General features: G+C 47.2%; 14 protein-coding genes. 2 read left to right on the forward strand and 12 right to left on the reverse strand.

The window, feature by feature from the left end:
• Positions 1-12 precede the first annotated feature (12 nt).
• Together ACQY6F_RS04450 and matP are read right to left on the reverse strand one after the other, a co-directional pair.
• Positions 13-327, reverse strand: coding sequence for a DUF3634 family protein (locus tag ACQY6F_RS04450; protein WP_428772495.1), 315 nt, complete (start codon positions 325-327; stop codon positions 13-15).
• A gap of 16 nt (positions 328-343) precedes the next feature.
• Complete coding sequence (matP, locus tag ACQY6F_RS04455; protein ID WP_428772497.1) at positions 344-793, reverse strand: macrodomain Ter protein MatP; 450 nt, start codon at positions 791-793, stop codon at positions 344-346.
• A 153-nt stretch (positions 794-946) separates the two neighbouring features.
• Between matP and ACQY6F_RS04460 the strand changes: the two genes are divergently transcribed.
• Together ACQY6F_RS04460 and fabA are read left to right on the forward strand one after the other, a co-directional pair.
• Positions 947-2,596 carry an AAA family ATPase gene (locus tag ACQY6F_RS04460; protein WP_428772498.1) on the forward strand — a complete coding sequence of 550 codons (1,650 nt, stop codon included), beginning with the start codon at positions 947-949 and terminating at the stop codon, positions 2,594-2,596.
• 64 nt (positions 2,597-2,660) lie between these two features.
• On the forward strand, positions 2,661-3,179 hold the full coding sequence (gene fabA, locus ACQY6F_RS04465; RefSeq protein ID WP_038141483.1) for a bifunctional 3-hydroxydecanoyl-ACP dehydratase/trans-2-decenoyl-ACP isomerase: 519 nt from the start codon (positions 2,661-2,663) through the stop codon (positions 3,177-3,179).
• Positions 3,180-3,381: 202 nt separating this feature from the next.
• On the opposite strand, the gene rmf is transcribed toward fabA, so the two are convergent.
• The 10 genes from rmf to pepN form a co-directional block, all read right to left on the reverse strand.
• Complete coding sequence (gene rmf / locus ACQY6F_RS04470) at positions 3,382-3,555, reverse strand: ribosome modulation factor (RefSeq protein WP_428772500.1); 174 nt, start codon at positions 3,553-3,555, stop codon at positions 3,382-3,384.
• Between the two features lie 165 nt (positions 3,556-3,720).
• A complete protein-coding gene (locus ACQY6F_RS04475; RefSeq protein ID WP_428772502.1) occupies positions 3,721-5,331 on the reverse strand; it encodes a DUF3466 family protein in 1,611 nt (536 codons plus the stop codon).
• A gap of 6 nt (positions 5,332-5,337) precedes the next feature.
• Positions 5,338-7,254, reverse strand: coding sequence for an ABC transporter ATP-binding protein (locus ACQY6F_RS04480; RefSeq protein ID WP_428772503.1), 1,917 nt, complete (start codon positions 7,252-7,254; stop codon positions 5,338-5,340).
• Positions 7,232-7,474, reverse strand: a complete 243-nt coding sequence (locus tag ACQY6F_RS04485; protein ID WP_428772504.1) for a glutaredoxin family protein — start codon at positions 7,472-7,474, stop codon at positions 7,232-7,234. Before ACQY6F_RS04485 ends, ACQY6F_RS04480 begins: the two co-directional genes overlap by 23 nt.
• An 11-nt stretch (positions 7,475-7,485) precedes the next feature.
• Complete coding sequence (gene rlmKL / locus ACQY6F_RS04490; protein WP_428772505.1) at positions 7,486-9,600, reverse strand: bifunctional 23S rRNA (guanine(2069)-N(7))-methyltransferase RlmK/23S rRNA (guanine(2445)-N(2))-methyltransferase RlmL; 2,115 nt, start codon at positions 9,598-9,600, stop codon at positions 7,486-7,488.
• A gap of 516 nt (positions 9,601-10,116) precedes the next feature.
• On the reverse strand, positions 10,117-10,656 hold the full coding sequence (locus tag ACQY6F_RS04495; RefSeq protein ID WP_428772506.1) for a cell division protein ZapC: 540 nt from the start codon (positions 10,654-10,656) through the stop codon (positions 10,117-10,119).
• A gap of 169 nt (positions 10,657-10,825) precedes the next feature.
• Complete coding sequence (gene pyrD, locus ACQY6F_RS04500; protein ID WP_428772507.1) at positions 10,826-11,836, reverse strand: quinone-dependent dihydroorotate dehydrogenase; 1,011 nt, start codon at positions 11,834-11,836, stop codon at positions 10,826-10,828.
• Positions 11,837-11,882: 46 nt separating this feature from the next.
• Positions 11,883-16,727 (reverse strand): NAD-glutamate dehydrogenase, encoded by a 4,845-nt coding sequence (locus ACQY6F_RS04505; RefSeq protein WP_428772509.1) that lies wholly within the window; start codon positions 16,725-16,727, stop codon positions 11,883-11,885.
• Between the two features lie 191 nt (positions 16,728-16,918).
• Positions 16,919-17,137, reverse strand: coding sequence for a DUF2835 domain-containing protein (locus tag ACQY6F_RS04510; RefSeq protein ID WP_428772542.1), 219 nt, complete (start codon positions 17,135-17,137; stop codon positions 16,919-16,921).
• Between the two features lie 47 nt (positions 17,138-17,184).
• Positions 17,185-19,794: an aminopeptidase N gene (gene pepN / locus ACQY6F_RS04515; RefSeq protein WP_428772510.1), complete on the reverse strand. Its 2,610-nt coding sequence runs from the start codon at positions 19,792-19,794 to the stop codon at positions 17,185-17,187.
• Positions 19,795-19,935 lie beyond the last annotated feature (141 nt).

Here is a 19,935-nt window from a genome sequence, read left to right on the forward strand (position 1 = left end):
GATAAGGTAAGGTTAACGCGCTTTTTTAGTCGCGCTGGTCGATTTGAAGCCTTGATGTGGAAACACATTACGAATGCGTTGCTGGACCTTTTTTGGTACCTGATCTGAGAACACCAATTTCATACCACTGCGCTGCTGATAGACTTTCATGTCACCGTCGAACGGCACAATTTCGCCTATCTCAGTGACATTGTGTCTGAATTTGGGTGGGAAATGTCCCTTTGATTTGATGATTGCACCCGATTTGAAGCTAACCTTCAACACGGGTCGGTCGATAACTACAAGCCAAAAGATAACCGCTGCTGCTACCAAAATTACGTATAACATGGCATTAATACTCCGATTAGTCAGACAATAACTTGCTCAGATCTTCTTTCAGACTACTAACCGCTTTGCTTGCTTTTTCACTTCTGGAGGCTTCAGAGAGCAAGTATTCGATCGCATCAGATAAGGTACAGCCAAGTTGATTAGCTTGATGCGAAAGTTTTTCCCAAACGCGATAGTCTAAGTCGATCGATTTCTTCTTAGTATGAATCTGTTCTGCGTTGAAGTGTCTTTTACGTTTGGCCCGAATGGCTTGCTTTAGCTTGATATCCAATTCCAGAGCCATGTTGTTATCTATCCACTCCAGCACTTCAGTAGGTTTGTGCTCAAGTGCCAGCAACTGTTTAACTGCTGCTTCTGCTTCACTCGAATCAATATGGCGAGTAATCGACTCTCCTTCTTTCCATTTTTTGACCAGATAATTCCATTTCCAACCACATTCTAAGTTTTCAAGTTGTTGATATTTCATCGAGAAGCCACTCCACACAGTTACGGTGACAGCGTAACTCAAGCTTTAGACTTTAGCAATGTTTGCTGTTCAAAATCGCGACAATAATCCGACTATATCCGCTGGGGTATTTTCTATATACTGGCGCTAATTTACTTAGAACGTTCTTTATTAATGAAGCAAGAAACCTGGCGTACCGTCACCCCTCAATACGACAATCTAAATTCAACCATTGAGACACTGGCTGAAATTGAACCTGTCACCTATTGCCAAACTCAACCACGATTTCTAGATGCTGTGAACCAATTCGTTCGCATGCAACGTATCGCGCGAATTTTGTTAGTGAACTCTCCTGACAATTCACTGTATCGCAAAATGATTGCCACACAACTTGCTTCCATAGTTTCAGATGCGCCTGTCGTTGCGACTGAATCTTTTGATATGAAGGATATTCTAGGCAGTGAAGAAGTCGATCAGGGCAAAGTCATCCAGCATTCCCCTGGCCTGCTTGAAAAAGCCAACGGCGGTTACCTGATTGTCTCGGCCAATCTATTGTTAGCCAATCCCCATGTCTGGCCGGTACTGAAAGCAGCTATGCTTGGTGAGCCAGTCGCTGCGGTAAAATTATCGAAGCAGAAAGCCTTAAGTCAGACATCAGAGCAGCGCTTTGATATCAAACTGATCATCATGGGCGATCGAAATCAGTTAGCTGACGTGGATTATCTCGATGACGACATCTACGGCGGCCTGAGCCTGTACTCAGAACTGGAAACTGAGATATCAATCAATCCAGACAGCATCGTTACCCTGCTTGGCTTTTTAAACTGGATTTGTCAGCAGTACCAGTTCCCTTCACTGACCGCAGACGCGGTTAAGCGTATTCTGGTTGCAGGCGCGCGTTTTACCGAAGATCAACGCTATCAGCCGTTAGATATCATGTGGTACTTGACCCTGTTCGAAGAAGCATCACTGGATTGTAATGGCCAGCAGCTTGATGTGGCCGATATTGAACGCGCTATCGAGCACAAATATACCCGTGAGTCTTATCTGCCAGAGCGTGTCGCTTCAGACATCCTAGACGGTCACGTAATCATTGAGACTAGCGGTGAACGCGTCGGCCAGGTTAATGGCTTAACGGTGATTGATGTCCCTGGCCATCCGGTATCCTATGGTGAACCTGCGCGTATTTCCTGCGTGATTCACTTCGGTGATGGCGACATTTCCGATGTAGAGCGGAAAGCAGAACTTGGTGGCAACCTGCACGCGAAAGGCATGATGATCATGCAGGCATTTGTTTCCAGTGCGCTAAAGTTAGAGGAACCGTTACCTTATTCCGCTTCTGTGGTGTTTGAGCAATCTTATTGCGAGGTAGATGGTGACAGTGCTTCGCTAGCCGAACTCTGCTCGTTTGTCAGTGCGCTGTCTGAATACCCGATCAATCAACAGATCGCGGTGACCGGCGCTGTGGACCAATTTGGTCGGGTCCAGGCCGTTGGCGGTCTCAATGAAAAGATTGAAGGGTTCTACCATGTTTGTAAACATCAGGGGCTGACAGGCAATCAGGGGGTAATTTTACCTGAATCGAACTTAAGAAATCTGGCACTGCACCAAGACGTACTCGATAGTATTGCTCGTGAGGAATTTCATATTTGGTCGGTATCACATGTGGATGAAGCAATCCCACTTATTATGGGTAAACCGTTCCGTGGTGATGACGAATCCAGTGTCGTGAGTATGATTGCTCAACGCATTGAAAATTATGAAAGACAAGACCACTCACAGGGAATTGTGCAACGCATCAAAAACTGGTTTTTATCGCACTGATCGGAGTTGTTAAGCGTACACGTGTTCACTAACATGCCCCTATCAAAAATTGGAGTGATTGATAATGCAAAACAAACGTGAATCTTATAACCGCGAAGATCTTCTAGCGTCTAGCCAAGGTGAACTGTTCGGACCGGGTTACCCTCAATTGCCAGCACCAAACATGCTGATGATGGACAGAATTACCAAAATGTCTGAGACTGAAGGCGATTTCGGTAAAGGTTTGATCTTAGCTGAGTTAGATATTACTCCTGATCTATGGTTCTTTGACTGCCATTTCCCTGGCGACCCTGTAATGCCTGGCTGTTTGGGCCTTGATGCCATGTGGCAGCTGGTAGGCTTCTTCCTGGGCTGGGTTGGCGGTAAAGGTAAAGGCCGCGCGTTGGGTGTTGGTGAGGTGAAATTCACAGGCCAAATCCTGCCAACTGCGAAAAAAGTTACCTACGAAATTCACATGAAACGCGTTGTGAACCGTAAACTGGTTATGGGTCTGGCAGATGGTCGTGTACTGGTTGACGGAAAAGAAATTTACGTCGCGAAAGATTTGAAAGTAGGTCTGTTCCAGGATACTTCTGCATTCTAATTTAGTTCTCATAACGTTGAACTGACAAAAGCGGCACTTGTGGCCGCTTTTTTGTATCTGGATTTTAAGTAACAAATCTTTTCTAAAACCCTAGACGTTAAACTTACTCTGCCTGATGGACCACCCAACCCGCCAGATTTGCGGCAAAAGAAAAGCCCCGTGACGGGGCTTATCATTCCTTATTCTGTATGTGGAGAAAGATTTATTTATAGAGACCATTTTGTTTGTCATCTCTGGCATCACGCCAACCGCCGAGCCAATAAGACCGGGCATCCATTTGCTGATAAGGGCAAGCTTCAGGAGAACGCCCATTCAATCCGGCTTTGTAGCCTTGAGATTGAGCTCGTTCCAGGCGGTCACGCTTTTGTCTCTTCATAGTGTCGTCCTCATACATTGGGTGTTTCTTAACGTACTACTATTAACATTTGATGGAGTTTTTGTGACTCCGTTATTAAGGATCGATCAAATCTGAGTCATTCTCAAGCACAAAAAAAAGCACTGCCACAAAAATGTGAAGCAGTGCCCTAGAATAAAATTTAACCTATTTTCTACGGAACCCAATCAACGCCAGCAAGCCAAGTCCTAACCAACCCAGACTACCGCCCTTACGTTCCACCTTAGATCCTTGGTCCACACCGCGTGTGATGATCGAAGTATCAGCGGATTTAGGTACCAGTTTGATCGCGACAATAGATTCTTGCTTACTGCCCTGGCCACAGAAAGAGTTGTGAGCCGTAGTATCATAGCCGCCTTCACACTTAATCGCCGTTGCAGAGATTACACCTGCATCGTTGATGTCGGTAGCATCGATAATACGGTACTGGTTGTTTACCGAACTTGCGCTGCCATCATTGGTCAGATCATCCAGTAACCAGGATTTCCCCTGGAATATGGCATTGCTGTTACTATCAAGTGGATAGATGAAGCCGCGTTTACGACGCTGTTTGCCCCGGACTTCACGGATCTGTTCGGCATCAACCTGGCCAACGATTTCGTTATGGTTGTTGATGGCACCTGCTTTACCGCCAGCCCCTTCAAAGAAGATCCCACCACTAAAGTAAGTTGCACGCGGATTACGAATATCGTCGATATAGAACAGTAAGTTTGACGCGGCACCATTTGATGGTTTATCGCCAGCCAGCTTCGCGTTTCCGATCGCTTTGTAGTTGCGGTTTACTGCGGTCACGACCGAGTTGGAGAAACGATAATTGTCGCCACTGGTTGCATCGGCTACCTGTTTGCTTTGCCAGGACGATGGATTGTCCCAGTCAGCCGATGCGACAGAGAAAATCGTGGCATCCATACGCTGGCGGCTATAGGTGTTGTAGCCGACTGCATAGATATTGGTGCCGTCGTCCAGAATATCCCGCAAGCTTCCCTGACCTAACAACTCGTTCGATTTGGTGGATCCGCCAGATCCAAAAGATAACCTAACCGGATCATTCGGGGAGGTAACGTCCCAGATTGCCGGCTGCGAGTAGAAGGTTTTGTTGCTTTCGCTATTGCGGTCATTAGCTTCAAAAAACGAGACACTGCCGATAACCAGATTGCCGTTCTTTTTCCAGGCCCTGGTCTGGGCTGCATTGGTTGGATATACCAACGGAGAAGCTCCGACAAATGCTTCATTGCGAACCGTTGCATCTACTCGCTGATTACCGATCGCAGCGCCGTCGCTATCAATACTGTTGATCACAGCGTTGTAGTTGGCATAGACATCGCCGTTTTCAACAAAAGAGAATGCATTGCCGTAGTTGCCCGCGCGTTCACGTGAATAGCCGTTCCACTCCACTTCTGACCAGGTTAAACAGGTCGAATAACGCAATTGGTCGATACAATACTGTTCAAAGTCACGACGGCTGACGATGTAACGGAAGCGGTTATCCATTGCATATGGAACTTCTTCACGATAGCCGAAACCCGGACTCCAGTTGTATGTCTCTGCGGCGGCTTTATAGGTAGTGTTATCACAGCTACGGCTAAAACAGCTCTGAGCGTCGTCTTCTTGTTGAATCGCGGCGCTACGCACTTCTGCAAATTCGGTGATCTCACCGGGTACTGCAATTTCATATATGTCATACAGAGCCGCATTGGCCTGGCTGGCCGCCATAATAGAGATTGCGACTAACGATAGTTTGTATGTCTTAGAATTCATTATGAATTAGCTTTCCTGTTGCATTGCTTCGAGCTCTTCCCAACGCTCAAATGCAGTTTCAAGTTCCTGCTCCTTGGCAGATAACTGGTCCAAGATAGGCTGCGTGGTGTCAACCGACTGACTAAAAAAGTCCGGATGATTAACTTGTTGCTGCAGATCTTCTATCTCTGACTCTAATTGTTCTAATAAAGCTGGTAAAGCTTCCAATTCCCGCTGAAGTTTATAGGATAACTTTTTCGCTTTAGCCTTAACTGGCTGAGTTTTGGGACTTTCCTCAACCGGCTGGGCTTTAACTGCTGGTTTTTCAGCCAATCTGGACGCTTTAACCTGAGAACGTTGCTGCTGAGCATCATGATAGCCGCCGACAAACTCTTCGATTTTACCTTCGCCTTCAAAGATCCAGCTGGTAGTTACCGTATTGTCGACAAATTGACGATCGTGGCTGACCAACAACAAAGTACCTTGATAATTGGCAAGCAAATCTTCCAAAAGTTCCAAAGTTTCAATATCTAAATCGTTGGTCGGTTCATCGAGAACCAGCAAATTGTTGGGTCTTAGAAAAATACGCGCCAGCAACACACGGTTTGTCTCACCGCCGGAAAGCGCTTGTACCGGTGTTCTGGCACGCTTGGGCGCGAACAAAAAGTCTTGCAGGTAACTTAGTGCGTGGCGTGGTTTACCGCCGACCATCACTTCCTGTTTACCATCAGCCAGGTTGTCGATAACCGTCTTCTCTGGGTCCAATATCTCCCGATACTGGTCAAAATACGCGACTTCCAGCTTAGTACCACAGTGGATATGACCGGAATCTGGCTTAAGATCGTCCAGAAGCAGCTTGAGCAGTGTACTTTTACCGCAGCCGTTAGGCCCGATCAGGGCGATCCGGTCACCACGTTGAATGGTAAAGCTGAAATCTGAAATGATCTTTTTGCCTTCAAAGGCGAAATTAAGATTTTCCGCTTCAAAGACGATCTTGCCGGATCTTGCTGCATCGTCTATCTGTAAGTTCACTTTGCCCTGCACTTCGCGGCGATTCTGGCGTTCTTCACGCAACTTTTTCAGTGCTCGAACGCGGCCTTCATTACGAGTACGACGCGCTTTGATGCCCTGACGAATCCAAACCTCTTCCTGAGCGAGTTTTTTGTCAAACTCTGCATTCTGCATCTCCTCTACACGGAGCTGCTCTTCTTTTTCGGTCAGGTAATTTTGGTAATTGCCGGGAAAAGATGCCAGTTTGCCCCTGTCCAGATCGACAATACGGGTTGCCATCGACTGTATAAACGCACGATCGTGCGAAACAAACACGATCGAACCACGAAAATCTTTCAGAAACGTTTCCAGCCATTCGATCGTAGTTACATCCAGGTGGTTGGTTGGCTCATCAAGCAGCAGGACATCAGGATCGCATACTAGCGCCCGGGCAAGAGCCGCTTTGCGTTGCCAGCCCCCGGACAGGTCGGTCAGTAACGTATGCGGATCCAGTTGTAACGCCGTCAAAACGTTTTTGATTCTGTCTTCAAAACGCCACGCACCACTGTGCTCTAACTGTTCCTGAACTTTGGCCAAGCGATTGATATTGCTTTCACTTGGGTCTTTTGCGACAAGATCCAACTGATCTTGATAGATCTTAAGCTGCTCACCCGCTTCGGCGAGGCCTTCTGCAACGTAATCCAGTACAGTGCCGGCTTCATTACGCGGTGGATCTTGCTCGAGGCGCGACACCACCACATCCTGCATGACCTGGATTTTGCCATCATCGAGCTGCACTTCTCCGGCGAGAACTTTCATCAGGGTGGATTTACCCGCCCCGTTTCGACCGACCAAACAGACCCGTTCATTTTCTTGCAAAGCAAAGTCTGCTTTATCGAGCAGTGGATGATCGCCAAATGCCAGTTGGCCGTTATGAATGGTAAGTAATGCCATTATCGTCTAACCATTGTTGTAATTGTTGCAGGTCAAAGGGCCAGTTTAGCTCAGCCCCTTGGAAGTTAAGTACTGGTATCGTGACGCCGTAACGCTCAAACAGCTCATCATCAAAGGCGATGTCGACCACTTCGATCTGCTGTTCCACGTTGGCGCTTTGTAACAGTGCCTGGGCCATCTCACACAAGTGGCACCCTTCTGTACTGTAAAGTTTGATCACCTGAATTGCCTCTAGTCGATATGTTCTATCATCCAACAATTGTGAATCTGCTTATTGCGGGCAAAATCGAGTGGCAGCGTTTGCGACGAAATATTGGTAGCCCGAAGCGATAACTCCGCTAGCTTACCGACATCCATTTTGAAGTGCCGTTTATTGTTGGAAAATACTATGGTACCACCTGGTCTCAACAGACGCTTAAGCTGAGTCATTAGCTCGATATGATCGCGCTGAACATCAAATGATTGCTCCATACGTTTAGAATTCGAGAACGTTGGTGGATCGATAAAGATCAGGTCGTACTGATTGGTTTCTTTCGCCAGCCATTGTAGGCAGTCAGCCTGTTCGTAACGGTGTTGACGACCAACTTGACCATTCAGCTGCATGTTCTCTTTTGCCCAGTTCAGATAAGTGTTCGACATATCAACCGTTGTCGTCGACTTAGCTCCGCCACAGGCGGCATGAACGGTTGCAGAACCGGTATAAGCGAACAGGTTTAGGAAGTCTTTGCCCTTGGCCATTTCACCCAGTCGTTTACGAGTAAGTTTATGATCCAAAAACAGGCCGGTATCCAGGTAGTCGTGCAGGTTGACGATTAACTTCACGCCGTACTCTTTTACCTGCATAGTTTCCGACTTTTGTGCCAGCTTTTCATACTGGCTACGGCCCTTTTTCCTTTCCCGAACTTTAAGAATGACTTTGTCGGCGGCGGTATCGGTAACCTGGATGGTCGCACGAATAATATCAGTCAAGCGACGCTTGGCTTTCTCTTCTGGAATATTTTTCGGCGCCGAGTATTCCTGGATAACGATATGATCCTGGTATTGGTCTATAGCGACGTTGTACTCCGGCAGGTCGGCATCGTAAATACGGTAGCAATCAAGCTGCTCCTTTTTGGCCCACTTGCCGATTTTAGCGATGTTTTTCTTCAATCGGTTCGCAAAATCCGGTGCGATCTGTGCTTGTGGTGCGTCGCTTTCCGTTTGACGTTGGGCAATAGTGTAGTTTTTGTGGTGACACTGTAACGCACCATTATTCAGGCGGTACTGCTTGTCAGCACGCATGCGCAGACAGCTCAGCAGTTCGTCCGAGCTTGAGAAGATAGATGCCCGGAAGCCGCCGAATTGAGATTTGAGCATACCGCCAAATGCGGTATAGAGGGCTATCAAGCCAGGTTCGGTGCCTAGACGTTCACCATATGGTGGATTACACACGATGACACCGCTGTCACAATCTTGTGGACGGGTCAGAGTCGTGGCATCAGCAACGTTAAATTCAATTAACTCTTCGACACCAGCACGTTTGGCGTTTTGACGGGCAATTTTAATCAGTCGCTCGTCTTTATCGGAGCCGAAAAACTTACCGTCAACATTTTTGACACCACGGCGTGCCATGACATTCGCTTCAGATTTGATCTCCAGCCAGCTGGACTGTTCGAAGTCATTGAGTGATTCAAAGCACCACTTTTCGCGTTGTAGTCCAGGCGCAATCTTGGCAGCTATCATCGCAGCTTCAATTAGCAGCGTCCCCGAACCGCACATAGGGTCGATTAGGTTTTCGCCAGGTTTCCAGCCACTTCGCGCCACAATGGCAGCAGCCAGGGTTTCACGAAGCGGTGCTGCCCCCTTTTCTGTCCGGTAGCCGCGCTGATGTAAGCCGCTACCGACCATATCGATTCCCAGCAGTGCGTTGTCTTTAAACAGACGCACATGAACCCGAAGATCTGGATGATCTTTATTGATCGAAGGACGCGGTAAGTTCTTCTTGTTAAAACTATCGACAATCGCGTCTTTTACCTTCATCGCACCATATTGGCTGTTGCGAATCTCACGGTTAGTCCCGTTGAAATCAACCACAAAGCACTTATCAGAGTCAAAATGCCCTGACCAGTTGATAGCTGAGGCGGACAAGTAAAGGTCCATATCATCCTGGCAGTTAAATTCAGCCAGAATTCTTACGAATCTGGACGCAAACCGGCTCCATAGGCAACAACGATATATCTGTTCATTGTCGGCTTTAAATTTAACGCCGGCCTGTACGGGTTTTGCATTATTAATGCCGAGTTCGGTCAACTCTTCAACCAGCAAATTTTCCAGGCCATTTGAAGTAACCGCAAGATATTGGTGCATAACGTTCTGTCGATCATAAAAATTAGCCGATGATTATAACTGACATTACCCAACTTGCGTTAAACCTATCCGATTTTTTCTCTCATCCCTCTGCTAACTGGCTAACTTGCCGGCAGTTTGACCTCAAAGCGAAAATTCTCTCACTCAACATGTAAAAATCTGCTTCACAGCAGAAGTGAATACTTATTTACACCATTTTTGGTCTATACCAGAGGCGTTTTTACACTGTAAATAAGTTACAAAATGGCGTTAAAGGGGGAATTTATGGCTGTCGGCTGGCTAAGTGCCGAGTAGAATTAGTCAGAAATGGGGTAAAAATTTTTTGACCTACTTTCTAGTTGGGTCACATTTTTGATTTAATATTGACCAAGTTAGTTACCGGACCTAATCAGCAGGCAAAAAAAATCGGCCAGTTGGCCGATAGGAAATGAAACAAAGGAACGAATCAAAGGAATATTTTTAGCTGGTTTTCTATTCGCTGGGAGCGATAGCGCCCCTGTAAATAGACAACCCGGATTAACCGACCATGGCAATTCTAGGTAATTGGTAACGAACTTCTGCCATCCGGTCATGCATTACTTTTATGGCCTGGCCAAATATAAGCTGTTTGTTTGCTGTCAATTTGAATGACTCTAAATCAATCAGAGCGCACAAACTTGCCGTTTCTCCTACTTCGAGAACAATGAACGGACTGCGGTTGTATGCGTTAGACAACTCAATGATATCCCCTTCTTCTGGGGCTATCTCTGACGAAAGCTGTGCATCAAAGAACCAGCTTTTCGGCTGAACAGGCTTATGGAAGCGCTTTGCAGCTGCACAATACAGTGCCAGCTCGGCCTGTCTTGGCTCACTGAGCGGTAATTGAGCCAGCTGTTCTTTGAAGGTTTGAAATGCCGAAGCATCATCAACGGAAAACTCGTTGATACCAATTGCACAGTCAACGAGAAGCTTTTCTGGAAGATTGGTCTTGAATATCATGTCATCGCCCAGGTCAAGCATCAGGTGGCCTTCCCTGTCGTCATAATACCAAGTCCATTTGTCACTGGGTTTGAGCATCGTTCCAATCTCGGTTGCGTATCAATCAGGTAAAACGTTTAGTTACCTTTCCGTAGCTAACCTAAATAGTAAGAAGCGGTAAATTAAAAAAAAAGAGGAAATGATTTCACTCATTTCCTCTTCAAGCTATTAAAACCATGTATTATTAACAGGTTACGGCGTCACCCAGTTACAGGTTCTTGACGATGTCGCGTACCAGGCCTGGACCGTGGTAGATAAAACCTGAGTACACCTGAACCAGTTTGGCCCCAGCCAGCAGCTTTTCTTTTGCCGAGACATAAGAGTCAATTCCGCCTACCCCGATGATGGGCACGGCATCGCCAAGTTCGGCATGCAGTCGACGAACGACTTCTGTGCTGCGCGATTGTACCGGACGACCACTTAACCCACCCGCTTCGTTGGCGAACTTCATACCTTCAACCAGTGAACGGTCTAAAGTGGTGTTGGTTGCGATCACTCCGTCGATGTCATTTTTGATCAACGACTGGCAAATCTGATCAATTTCATCATCACTCAGATCTGGCGCGATCTTAAGAGCCAGCGGTACATATTTGCCATGCTGTTTGGCCAGTTCAGCCTGTTTGGTTTTCAGTTCTGCTAGCAGTGAATCCAGTGCTTCACCATATTGCAGACTGCGCAGTCCCGGTGTATTTGGTGATGAGATGTTAACGGCGATATAACCTGCATACGGATAAACTTTTTCCATGCAGATCAAGTAGTCCTCCGCCCCTTTCTCTATCGGCGTATCTTTGTTCTTGCCGATATTAATGCCGAGGACGCAGTTAAATTTGGCTTTTTTGACATTCTCTACCAAATTGTCCACACCCAGGTTATTAAAACCCATACGGTTGATAATGCCTTCTGCTTCAATCAGACGAAACAGACGTGGTTTGTCGTTACCAGGTTGTGGGCGTGGCGTGACGGTACCGACTTCCACAAAGCCAAAACCCATGGCATCAAATGCTTCGATGCATTCGCCATTTTTATCCAACCCAGCCGCGAGACCCACAGGGTTACGGAAAGTCAGTCCCATGCATTCGACTGGTCGTTGCGGAAGTTGTTGGCGGTAAAAAAGATCAAGTGGAGTGCCAGTAAAGCGTTTGAAATTTTCTATTGCGAGATCGTGCGCCTTCTCGGCGTCAAGTTGAAATAAGCCTGTTCTGGCTAAACGGTAAAGCATTGTGCCTCCGAAAGAAAAAAGCCCCGTATAAACGGGGCCTTATTATTTACTCATTTGCCGAACAATTCAAATTTAATAGCACCAATTCCCTCAATGCTACCGAGAATTTTGCAAACTCGTGTACCGAACCGACTTTAAACTCGTTCAGTACGCTTTCCCAGCGTTGCAACGACACCTGGTTACGTTCGATCCACTCTTCCAAAGCCTTCAAAACATCGAACTCTTTTTCGTCAGCGCAATGGCAACTTAGCACCTGAGCGGTCAACAAACGCTGTTGCCAATCCAGATCTTCACGGAAAGCGGCGCGAGCCAAAGCTTGCCAGTTGTTGTCAATTGCCTGAGCATTGATCTGTTTGAGGAACCAATGCAGAGATAAACGATCACCCAGGTTGTAGTAGAGTTTACCGGTCTCAAGCACAGTTTTCTGTTTCTCTCGGGCCACTGTGGAGATATCCAGTGCCGAGAACAAGCTTTGCATGCGGGCAACCAGGTTCGCCAACTGAGCTTCCACTCCGCTTTCGATCCATTTCTGTGCCAACTGATTGTGCTCTTCTACCTCAGATTCGACCAGCATACTGTCGTGGTTTTCGCGAATGGTATTCACATCTTGTTGATACAATTCGACCAGCTCCACTACGCTCTGTTTACCTGCATGGTTACGAAGTAGCCAACGAGACAGACGACGTAATGTACGACGGATGAAGTACAGCATGTCGTACTGGGCACGAGTGGTGGCGATGTTATCAAGTTTGCGAATCGACTGCATGATATCGCCCAGTCCGAATATTTCTCGGGTGGCCACATAGGCGTTGGCAATATCGACCACTGTCGCCCCTGTCTCTTCCTGCAGACGGGTGACAAAGTTACAGCCCATTTCGTTGACCATCTGATTCGCCAACGCCGTTGCGATAATTTCCGCCCGTAGCGGATGGTTATCCATGTACTGAGAATAGTTACGACGTAACTCAGTTGGGAAGTAATTGACTAGCTGCTGTGCATGGAATGGATCATTGGCGATGTCATCGTGGACTAACTGCTCCTTCAGAACCATTTTACCGTAAGCGACCAAGACTGATAGCTCTGGACGAGTCAGAGCTTTACCCATTTTCTCGCGTTCTAGCAGCGTTTCGTCATCCGGGATGTATTCTAAGTTTCGATCCAGAAGGCCTGCTTTTTCCATAGTATGGATAAAGCGCATCTGCTCTTTTACCGTTGAAACACCCTGGTGTTCGGTAACGGAAATAGACTCTGACTGACAGTAAGCGTCTTCGAGAACGATGTCGGAAACTTCATCTTCCATCGACTCCAGCACCTGGTTGCGCTGTTTTACTGTCAGATCGCCATTGGCCACCAAGCCGTTCAGGAAGATCTTAATGTTGACTTCGTTATCTGAACAGTCCACGCCACCAACGTTGTCGACAAAGTCAGTGTTGACCTTACCACCGCTCAGTGCGTATTCGATACGTCCAAGCTGAGTCATCCCCAGGTTACCACCCTCACCGACTACGCGAGCTTTAAGATCACGGCCATCGATCCGCAGGACATCATTGGCACGATCGCCGACGTCGGTATGGGTTTCGTTGGAGGATTTAATGTAAGTACCGATCCCGCCATTCCACAGAAGATCCACTTTCATTTTCAGGATCATCTTAATCAGTTCATTTGGCGCCATTGAGGTCTTTTTGGTCGCCAGCATTTTCTGAATTTCAGGCGTCAGAGTGATCGACTTGGCACGGCGTGAGAAGATACCGCCGCCTTTTGAGATCAGCTCGGCGTTATAATCTTCCCAACTTGAACGCGGCAAGTTGAACAGGCGATTGCGCTCTTCCCAGCTAGACGCCGAATCCGGATTCGGATCAATAAAGATGTGCAGGTGGTTAAACGCTGCCTGCAGACGGATATGTTTAGACAGCAACATACCGTTACCAAACACATCCCCAGCCATGTCGCCGATACCGATAGCGGTAAAGTCAGTGGTCTGGCAGTCAATGCCCATTTCACGGAAATGACGTTTTACTGATTCCCAGCCACCTTTGGCGGTAATCCCCATCGCTTTGTGGTCATAGCCGTTAGAGCCACCGGATGCGAATGCATCCCCAAGCCAGAAGTTATACTCTTCAGAAACGGAGTTCGCCAGGTCGGAGAAAGTAGCGGTACCTTTATCCGCCGCAACTACCAAATAAGGATCGTCTTCATCATGGCGGATCACGTTAGTTGGCGGTACCACCTCGCCTTCGATGATGTTATCTGAAACGTCCAGCAAAGCTCGAATAAACTGCTTATAACAACGCTGGCCTTCAGCAAAGATTTCATCACGAGTAGTGAAGTTTTGCTGACGCTTACATACGAAGCCACCTTTCGCACCAACCGGTACGATAACGGTGTTCTTAACTTGCTGCGCTTTTACCAGGCCAAGGATTTCAGTACGGAAATCTTCCTGGCGATCAGACCAACGCAATCCGCCACGAGCCACTTTGCCGCCGCGCAAGTGAACACCTTCGATGTCAGGTGCGTAGACAAAGATTTCGTACGCTGGAACCGGCTGTGGAATTTCAGGAATATCACGCGGTTTCAGTTTAAGTGACAACCAAGGTTTAGGCTGTTTGTTTTCGTCCAGCTGATAGTAGTTGGTGCGCAGTGTTGCCGAGATCATTTCCATGTAGCGGCGCAAGATACGATCATCATCCAGGCTTTCTACATGATCCAATTGCTCAGTGATCTTCTGAATAAGATCTGACTGACCTTTCACGCTGCCTTTATGCTTGGGATCAAAACGCTTCGCGAACAGACCAACAAGTGCTTTGGCCAGTTTGGGATAATGGTTAAGCGTGTCTTCAATGTACTGTTGACTGAATGGGAAACCGACCTGACGCATGTAACGAGCATAAGCACGCAGGATTGAAATTTCACGACCAGTTAATGAGGCACCCAATACCAATCGGTTGAAACCATCACTTTCTAACTGACCTGCCCAAATGGCAGCAAATGCCTGTTGGAAACGATCACGGGCTTCACGCAAGTCAACGGTCGCTTCGCTCTTATGCAGCATGGAGAAGTCTAGGATCCAGTAGACTTGACCGTTAGTTTTACGTATTTCATACGGTGACTCTCCGATCACTCTCAGGCCAAGGTTTTCCAGCATTGGCATTACATCGGAAAGATGGATCGGTTCATCGCGATGGTACAGTTTCAAGCGTACCGCTTTAGAATCTGCGGACACTTCCTGAGGACGATAGAACAACATGCCGAGCTTGTTGCCGTCGCTGAGTGCTTCCAGGCGCTCAATGTCGTCCACTGCCGAACCCGGCATTACATCTTCTTTATACGAACGAGGGAAAGCGCGCAAGAACTCTTTTGACAGAGGCAAGCCTTTGCTTTCACCGAAGTTCGCGATGATCGCATCAGACAAACGGTCATCCCAGTTTGACGATGCTTCCATTAAGTTTTGTTCAATTAATTTGACGTCTACGTCCATATTATTGTTGTCAACTCGGACTATATAGTGTGTACGGGCCAGCGGGCTTTCGGAGAAATAAGTTGTAAATTCAACTTCTTGCTCACAACCAAAATACTGTTTGAATATACGTTGCGTTTGACGACGCAGTTCGGTGTTGTAACGATCTTTAGTCACATACACCATGCAGCTAAAGAAACGGCCGAACGGGTCTTTGCGCACAAACAGACGCAGCAAATCGCGATCCTGCATCTGAACCACACCCATGCCCACTTCCAGCATCTCTTCTTCCGTTGCCTGAAGCAGTTCATCACGCGGGTAGTTTTCCAGGATGTTGTTGAGTGCTTTATAGGAGTATGAACCGACGCGGTAGCCACTTGCTGCCAGAATGCGGCCTACTTTTTCACGAATCAGCGGGATGTCCGCAACGCTCTGGTTGTACACCGCAGAGGTATACAGACCGGTAAACCGGTGTTCACCGACAACTTTGCCGTTTTCGTCAAATTTCTTAATACCGATATAGTCGGTATAAGCCGGTCTGTGGATACGCGACTGGGTATTGCCTTTGGTAACGATAAGCAAAAATGGCTTTTTGGCTTCAAGGCGCGCTGAGTCAACAAACTCAGAAAGTTTTACGCTGCGCACCCGGCTATCTACACTGAACAGACCAAGACCTTTTTCAGGTGTTGGCCGCAGCTCGGCATCACCATTCACTTCCACCAAGTCATACTCTTTGTAACCCATGAAAGTGAAATTATGGTCACCCAGCCAACGTAGGAAATTAATTGTGTCTTCGTAGCGGTCGCGCTCTATTTCAATTTTTCCACGCTGCGCTTCAACCTGATTGGTCACCTGTTCAAGTTTATCGACCATGTTTTTCCAGTCGTTCACTACCAGGCGAGTATCAGTCAGAATTTTTTCTAACTCCTGCTTCAGTGAAGTCATTGCAGCTTTATCGCTAAGTCTGTCCACTTCAATGTGGAATAGCGAATGGAATGTTCCCTCTCCCTGATTAAATCCAGTGATCTCCCCTTTATCACTGCGCGCCACTTGCGTCGGGCCGTGCAGCATTAGATGCGAAGCCAGATCGAGGCGACTTAGTGCCATTTTGATCGAATCAACCAAAAATGGGCTATCCGGAACCGCAATTTCTACTACGGTATGGGTCGACTGCCAGCCATGGCGACTTACCGTCGGGTTAAATACCCGTACAGATATTTCATCTGGCTTTTTGTCATTGATGTGATGCCAAAGGCTCACGATGGCGCCATACAAATCCGATTCGTTACGCTTCACAAGATCGTCTTGTGAAACATTACTAAACAGATGCTGGGCGAGTTGGGTCACGAGGGGTTGTTGAGCAAGCTCGAGTTTGTCTTGAATTAGCTTGTACACCTTTTCAAGCAGAACCGGCATTAAAGCTTCACGCGCGGTCATAATCAGACTCCACAATTATAATTGTATCTAGTGTAGGGGGTTGTCGTAAGCATAGCGCTTACTTTGGGTAGTGCTTGGGGGTTATTGTAAAAGTTTTATTGATAAATAGTTAATGGTTTAACGGCAGGTCAGAGGTGAAATGTTTGATAATGTGACTAATGTTTAGTTTAAACTTCTGACTAAATAAAGGTTCATAAAGCTTCCAGCTGAATAAATTTATTATTTTGGTCAGTTGATAACCGATATCGCCCTTTTAAGCCCAACTGAGTAAGAAATGGCCGAAATTTAACCGCAGCGATTTGCAGCTTCAATCCACATTCTGTCTGGATTATCAAGGTACTGGCAACACCACTGTAGTGAGCCAGGAATTGCTGATAAGTGATATTAATTCGAAAATAATAGTAGTTCATCGTGCTAGAATATGGCCGGCAATGCACAAACATTGCCGGCCTCTATATTACTCAGCTTCCAGTGCCTTGGTTACTTTCTCGTAAAGATCGTTAGCAAGGTTGTCCATTTTCTGTAGCGATTCTAGTTCAGCCCGGATCATCTGCTGACGCGCAACATCATATTTACCTAATTTTAACAATGGGTCAATCAGTCGCGAAGCTACCTGCGGATTGCTGCTGTTCAATTCACGTAAAATTTGACCGGCAAATTGATATCCGACACCACTTTTCGCATGGAACTGTACCGGGTTCATATTTAAGAATGCACCGATCAAACTGCGAATGCGGTTAGGGTTTTTCATACTGAACGCCGGATGTTGCATGGTCTGTTTGATCACTTCCAATGCATTATCCGCAGGGTTGCTGCCCTGGAGAGTGAACCATTTATCCATCACCAGACCATCGTGCGTCCATTTGTCGCTGTAGTCTGCCATCAACTGTTCCCGACAAGGAAGCTGAGCCTGGTTGGCCGCGCTCATTGCCGCGATAGTATCGGTCATATTGTGAGCGCCGTGATATTGCGCTTCAACCAGCTGATTGCCTGCGTCTGTATATGCCAGGTAAGACAAACAGATGTTACGCAAAGCACGTTGGCCGATTGCCGCATGCTCAATGCTGTATTCAGCTTGAGTCAGACTGTGGTACAAGGCTGACAATTCATCGGCAAGTTCAGATGCCAGTTGCTGTTTCATCGCAGTGAGCACAGTGGCGACAGCATCTACATCAACTTGTTTGTACCAGCCCGAAACTTCATTATGGCTCGGTAATGACAGCATTTCTGCGATGAAGGCCTGCTCCAGTTCCGCATTGAGCAATACGCCCCGGAAAGCATCCACAACTTGCTCGGGTAACTCGACTTCTTCACCCGCTTGTACCCGCTCAACGTTGTGACGGATGTGTTTCGCCAGCAACATCTGCCCCGCATCCCAGCGCGCAAATTCATTTCGAGCATGCACCATCAGGAAGGTTAACTCTTCATCACTGTAGTCATATTCCAGTTTTACCGGTGCGGAAAACTCGCGCAGCATAGATGGCACGGGCTTTTCTGCTACTTGCTCAAACACAAATGTCTGTTCAGCTTCAGTGACATTCAGAACATGATGGACAGGCTCACTGTTACAGTGTAACTCAATTACATCGCCGTTGGCAGCGTACAGCTCTACGTCGAATGGGATATGCAGTGGCTGTTTGTCTGCCTGGTCTTGGGTTGGTTCAGTCAACTGTTTGACCGTCAGGTGATACTTTTGCTCTTGTGCGTCATAGTGACTTGATACAGAAACAACCGGTGTACCAGACTGGCTATACCAAAGGCGGAACTGTTTCAGGTCGATACCGGAAGCATCTTCCATTGCCGATACAAAATCTTCACAGGTCGCAGCGGTTCCATCATGACGCTCAAAGTAAAGTTTCATGCCCGCTTGGAAGTTTTGCTCACCCAGCAGAGTATGCATCATCCGGATCACTTCACTACCCTTTTCGTACACAGTCAGTGTGTAGAAGTTATTCATTTCTATCACTTTTTCAGGGCGAATAGGATGTGACATCGGGCTGGCATCTTCTGCGAATTGTGGACCGCGAATAATGCGTACGTTGTTGATTCGGTTTACCGCTCTTGAACCTAAATCAGATGAGAACTCCTGGTCACGGAAAACCGTCAAACCTTCTTTTAGGCTCAGTTGGAACCAGTCCCGGCAGGTCACTCGGTTACCAGTCCAGTTGTGGAAATATTCGTGTCCGATGACCGCCTCAATTCCGAGATAGTCGGTATCGGTCGCGGTTTGGTCGTTCGCCAGGACGAATTTTGAGTTGAAGATATTCAGCCCTTTGTTTTCCATGGCACCCATATTGAAAAAGTCTACGGCAACAATCATGTAGATATCTAAGTCATACTCCAGACCAAAACGCTCTTCATCCCATTTCATTGAGTTGATTAGAGAGGTCATGGCATGATGGGCGCGGTTCAGGTTGCCTTTGTCGACGAAGATTTCCAGTTCCACGTTGCGGCCCGTTCGTGTGACAAACTTGTCTTTTAATACATCAAAGTCGCCTGCAACCAGAGCAAACAGATACGCTGGCTTTGGATGCGGGTCCTGCCACTTCACCCAGTGGCGTCCGCCGTCTAGCTCACCCTGATCAATTCGGTTACCGTTAGATAACAGGAATGGATAGTCCGCTTTGTCGGCAATCACTTTAGTTGTGTATTTGGCCAGTACATCCGGGCGATCGAGATAATAAGTAATGCGACGGAAACCTTCCGCTTCACACTGAGTACAGAATGCGCCGCCAGACTTATACAGTCCTTCCAGAGCGGTATTGGCTTCTGGATTGATTTCCGTCTCTACGGTCAGTTCAAATTGCGCCGGTAACTGGCTGATTGTTAGCCCTGCTTCTTCAAGCTGATAGTGGCTCCAGTCTGCACCATCAACCTTCAACGCTTTGAGTTCTAGCCCTTCACCGTTGAGCGTCAGTGTGTCGCTCTGCTGCAACTGTTTAACCTTGGAGACGGCTACCACCGTAGTGCTGCTGTCGTGAAGGTCAAATGTCAGGTCGATATCGGTAATGGTATGAGATGGTGACTGATAGTCTTTGCGGTATTTGGCTTCAGGTGCTTGTGCCATGTCAGAGTCCTTAATGACGTTGAAATATAAATACGCTGGATAGCTTACAACTCTCACGATTAAAAAACGAGGCACTCAGACTGAATACCTCGTTTTTTTTCTGATATTGCTGTAAAAATCGAAAGAATTTGCTATCACACC

The sequence above is a fragment of the Vibrio sp. genome (genome assembly GCF_050299255.1).
GTDB lineage: Bacteria > Pseudomonadota > Gammaproteobacteria > Enterobacterales > Vibrionaceae > Vibrio.

Bases quoted from the DNA above. Each gene is read 5' to 3' on its own strand.
- ACQY6F_RS04450 (WP_428772495.1), bottom strand. From the start codon at position 327: ATGTTATACGTAATTTTGGTAGCAGCAGCGGTTATCTTTTGGCTTGTA.
- matP (WP_428772497.1), bottom strand. From the start codon at position 793: ATGAAATATCAACAACTTGAAAACTTAGAATGTGGTTGGAAATGGAAT.
- ACQY6F_RS04460 (WP_428772498.1), top strand. From the start codon at position 947: ATGAAGCAAGAAACCTGGCGTACCGTCACCCCTCAATACGACAATCTA.
- fabA (WP_038141483.1), top strand. From the start codon at position 2,661: ATGCAAAACAAACGTGAATCTTATAACCGCGAAGATCTTCTAGCGTCT.
- rmf (WP_428772500.1), bottom strand. From the start codon at position 3,555: ATGAAGAGACAAAAGCGTGACCGCCTGGAACGAGCTCAATCTCAAGGC.
- ACQY6F_RS04475 (WP_428772502.1), bottom strand. From the start codon at position 5,331: ATGAATTCTAAGACATACAAACTATCGTTAGTCGCAATCTCTATTATG.
- ACQY6F_RS04480 (WP_428772503.1), bottom strand. From the start codon at position 7,254: ATGGCATTACTTACCATTCATAACGGCCAACTGGCATTTGGCGATCAT.
- rlmKL (WP_428772505.1), bottom strand. From the start codon at position 9,600: ATGCACCAATATCTTGCGGTTACTTCAAATGGCCTGGAAAATTTGCTG.
- ACQY6F_RS04495 (WP_428772506.1), bottom strand. From the start codon at position 10,656: ATGCTCAAACCCAGTGACAAATGGACTTGGTATTATGACGACAGGGAA.
- pyrD (WP_428772507.1), bottom strand. From the start codon at position 11,836: ATGCTTTACCGTTTAGCCAGAACAGGCTTATTTCAACTTGACGCCGAG.
- ACQY6F_RS04505 (WP_428772509.1), bottom strand. From the start codon at position 16,727: ATGACCGCGCGTGAAGCTTTAATGCCGGTTCTGCTTGAAAAGGTGTAC.
- ACQY6F_RS04510 (WP_428772542.1), bottom strand. From the start codon at position 17,137: ATGAACTACTATTATTTTCGAATTAATATCACTTATCAGCAATTCCTG.
- pepN (WP_428772510.1), bottom strand. From the start codon at position 19,794: ATGGCACAAGCACCTGAAGCCAAATACCGCAAAGACTATCAGTCACCA.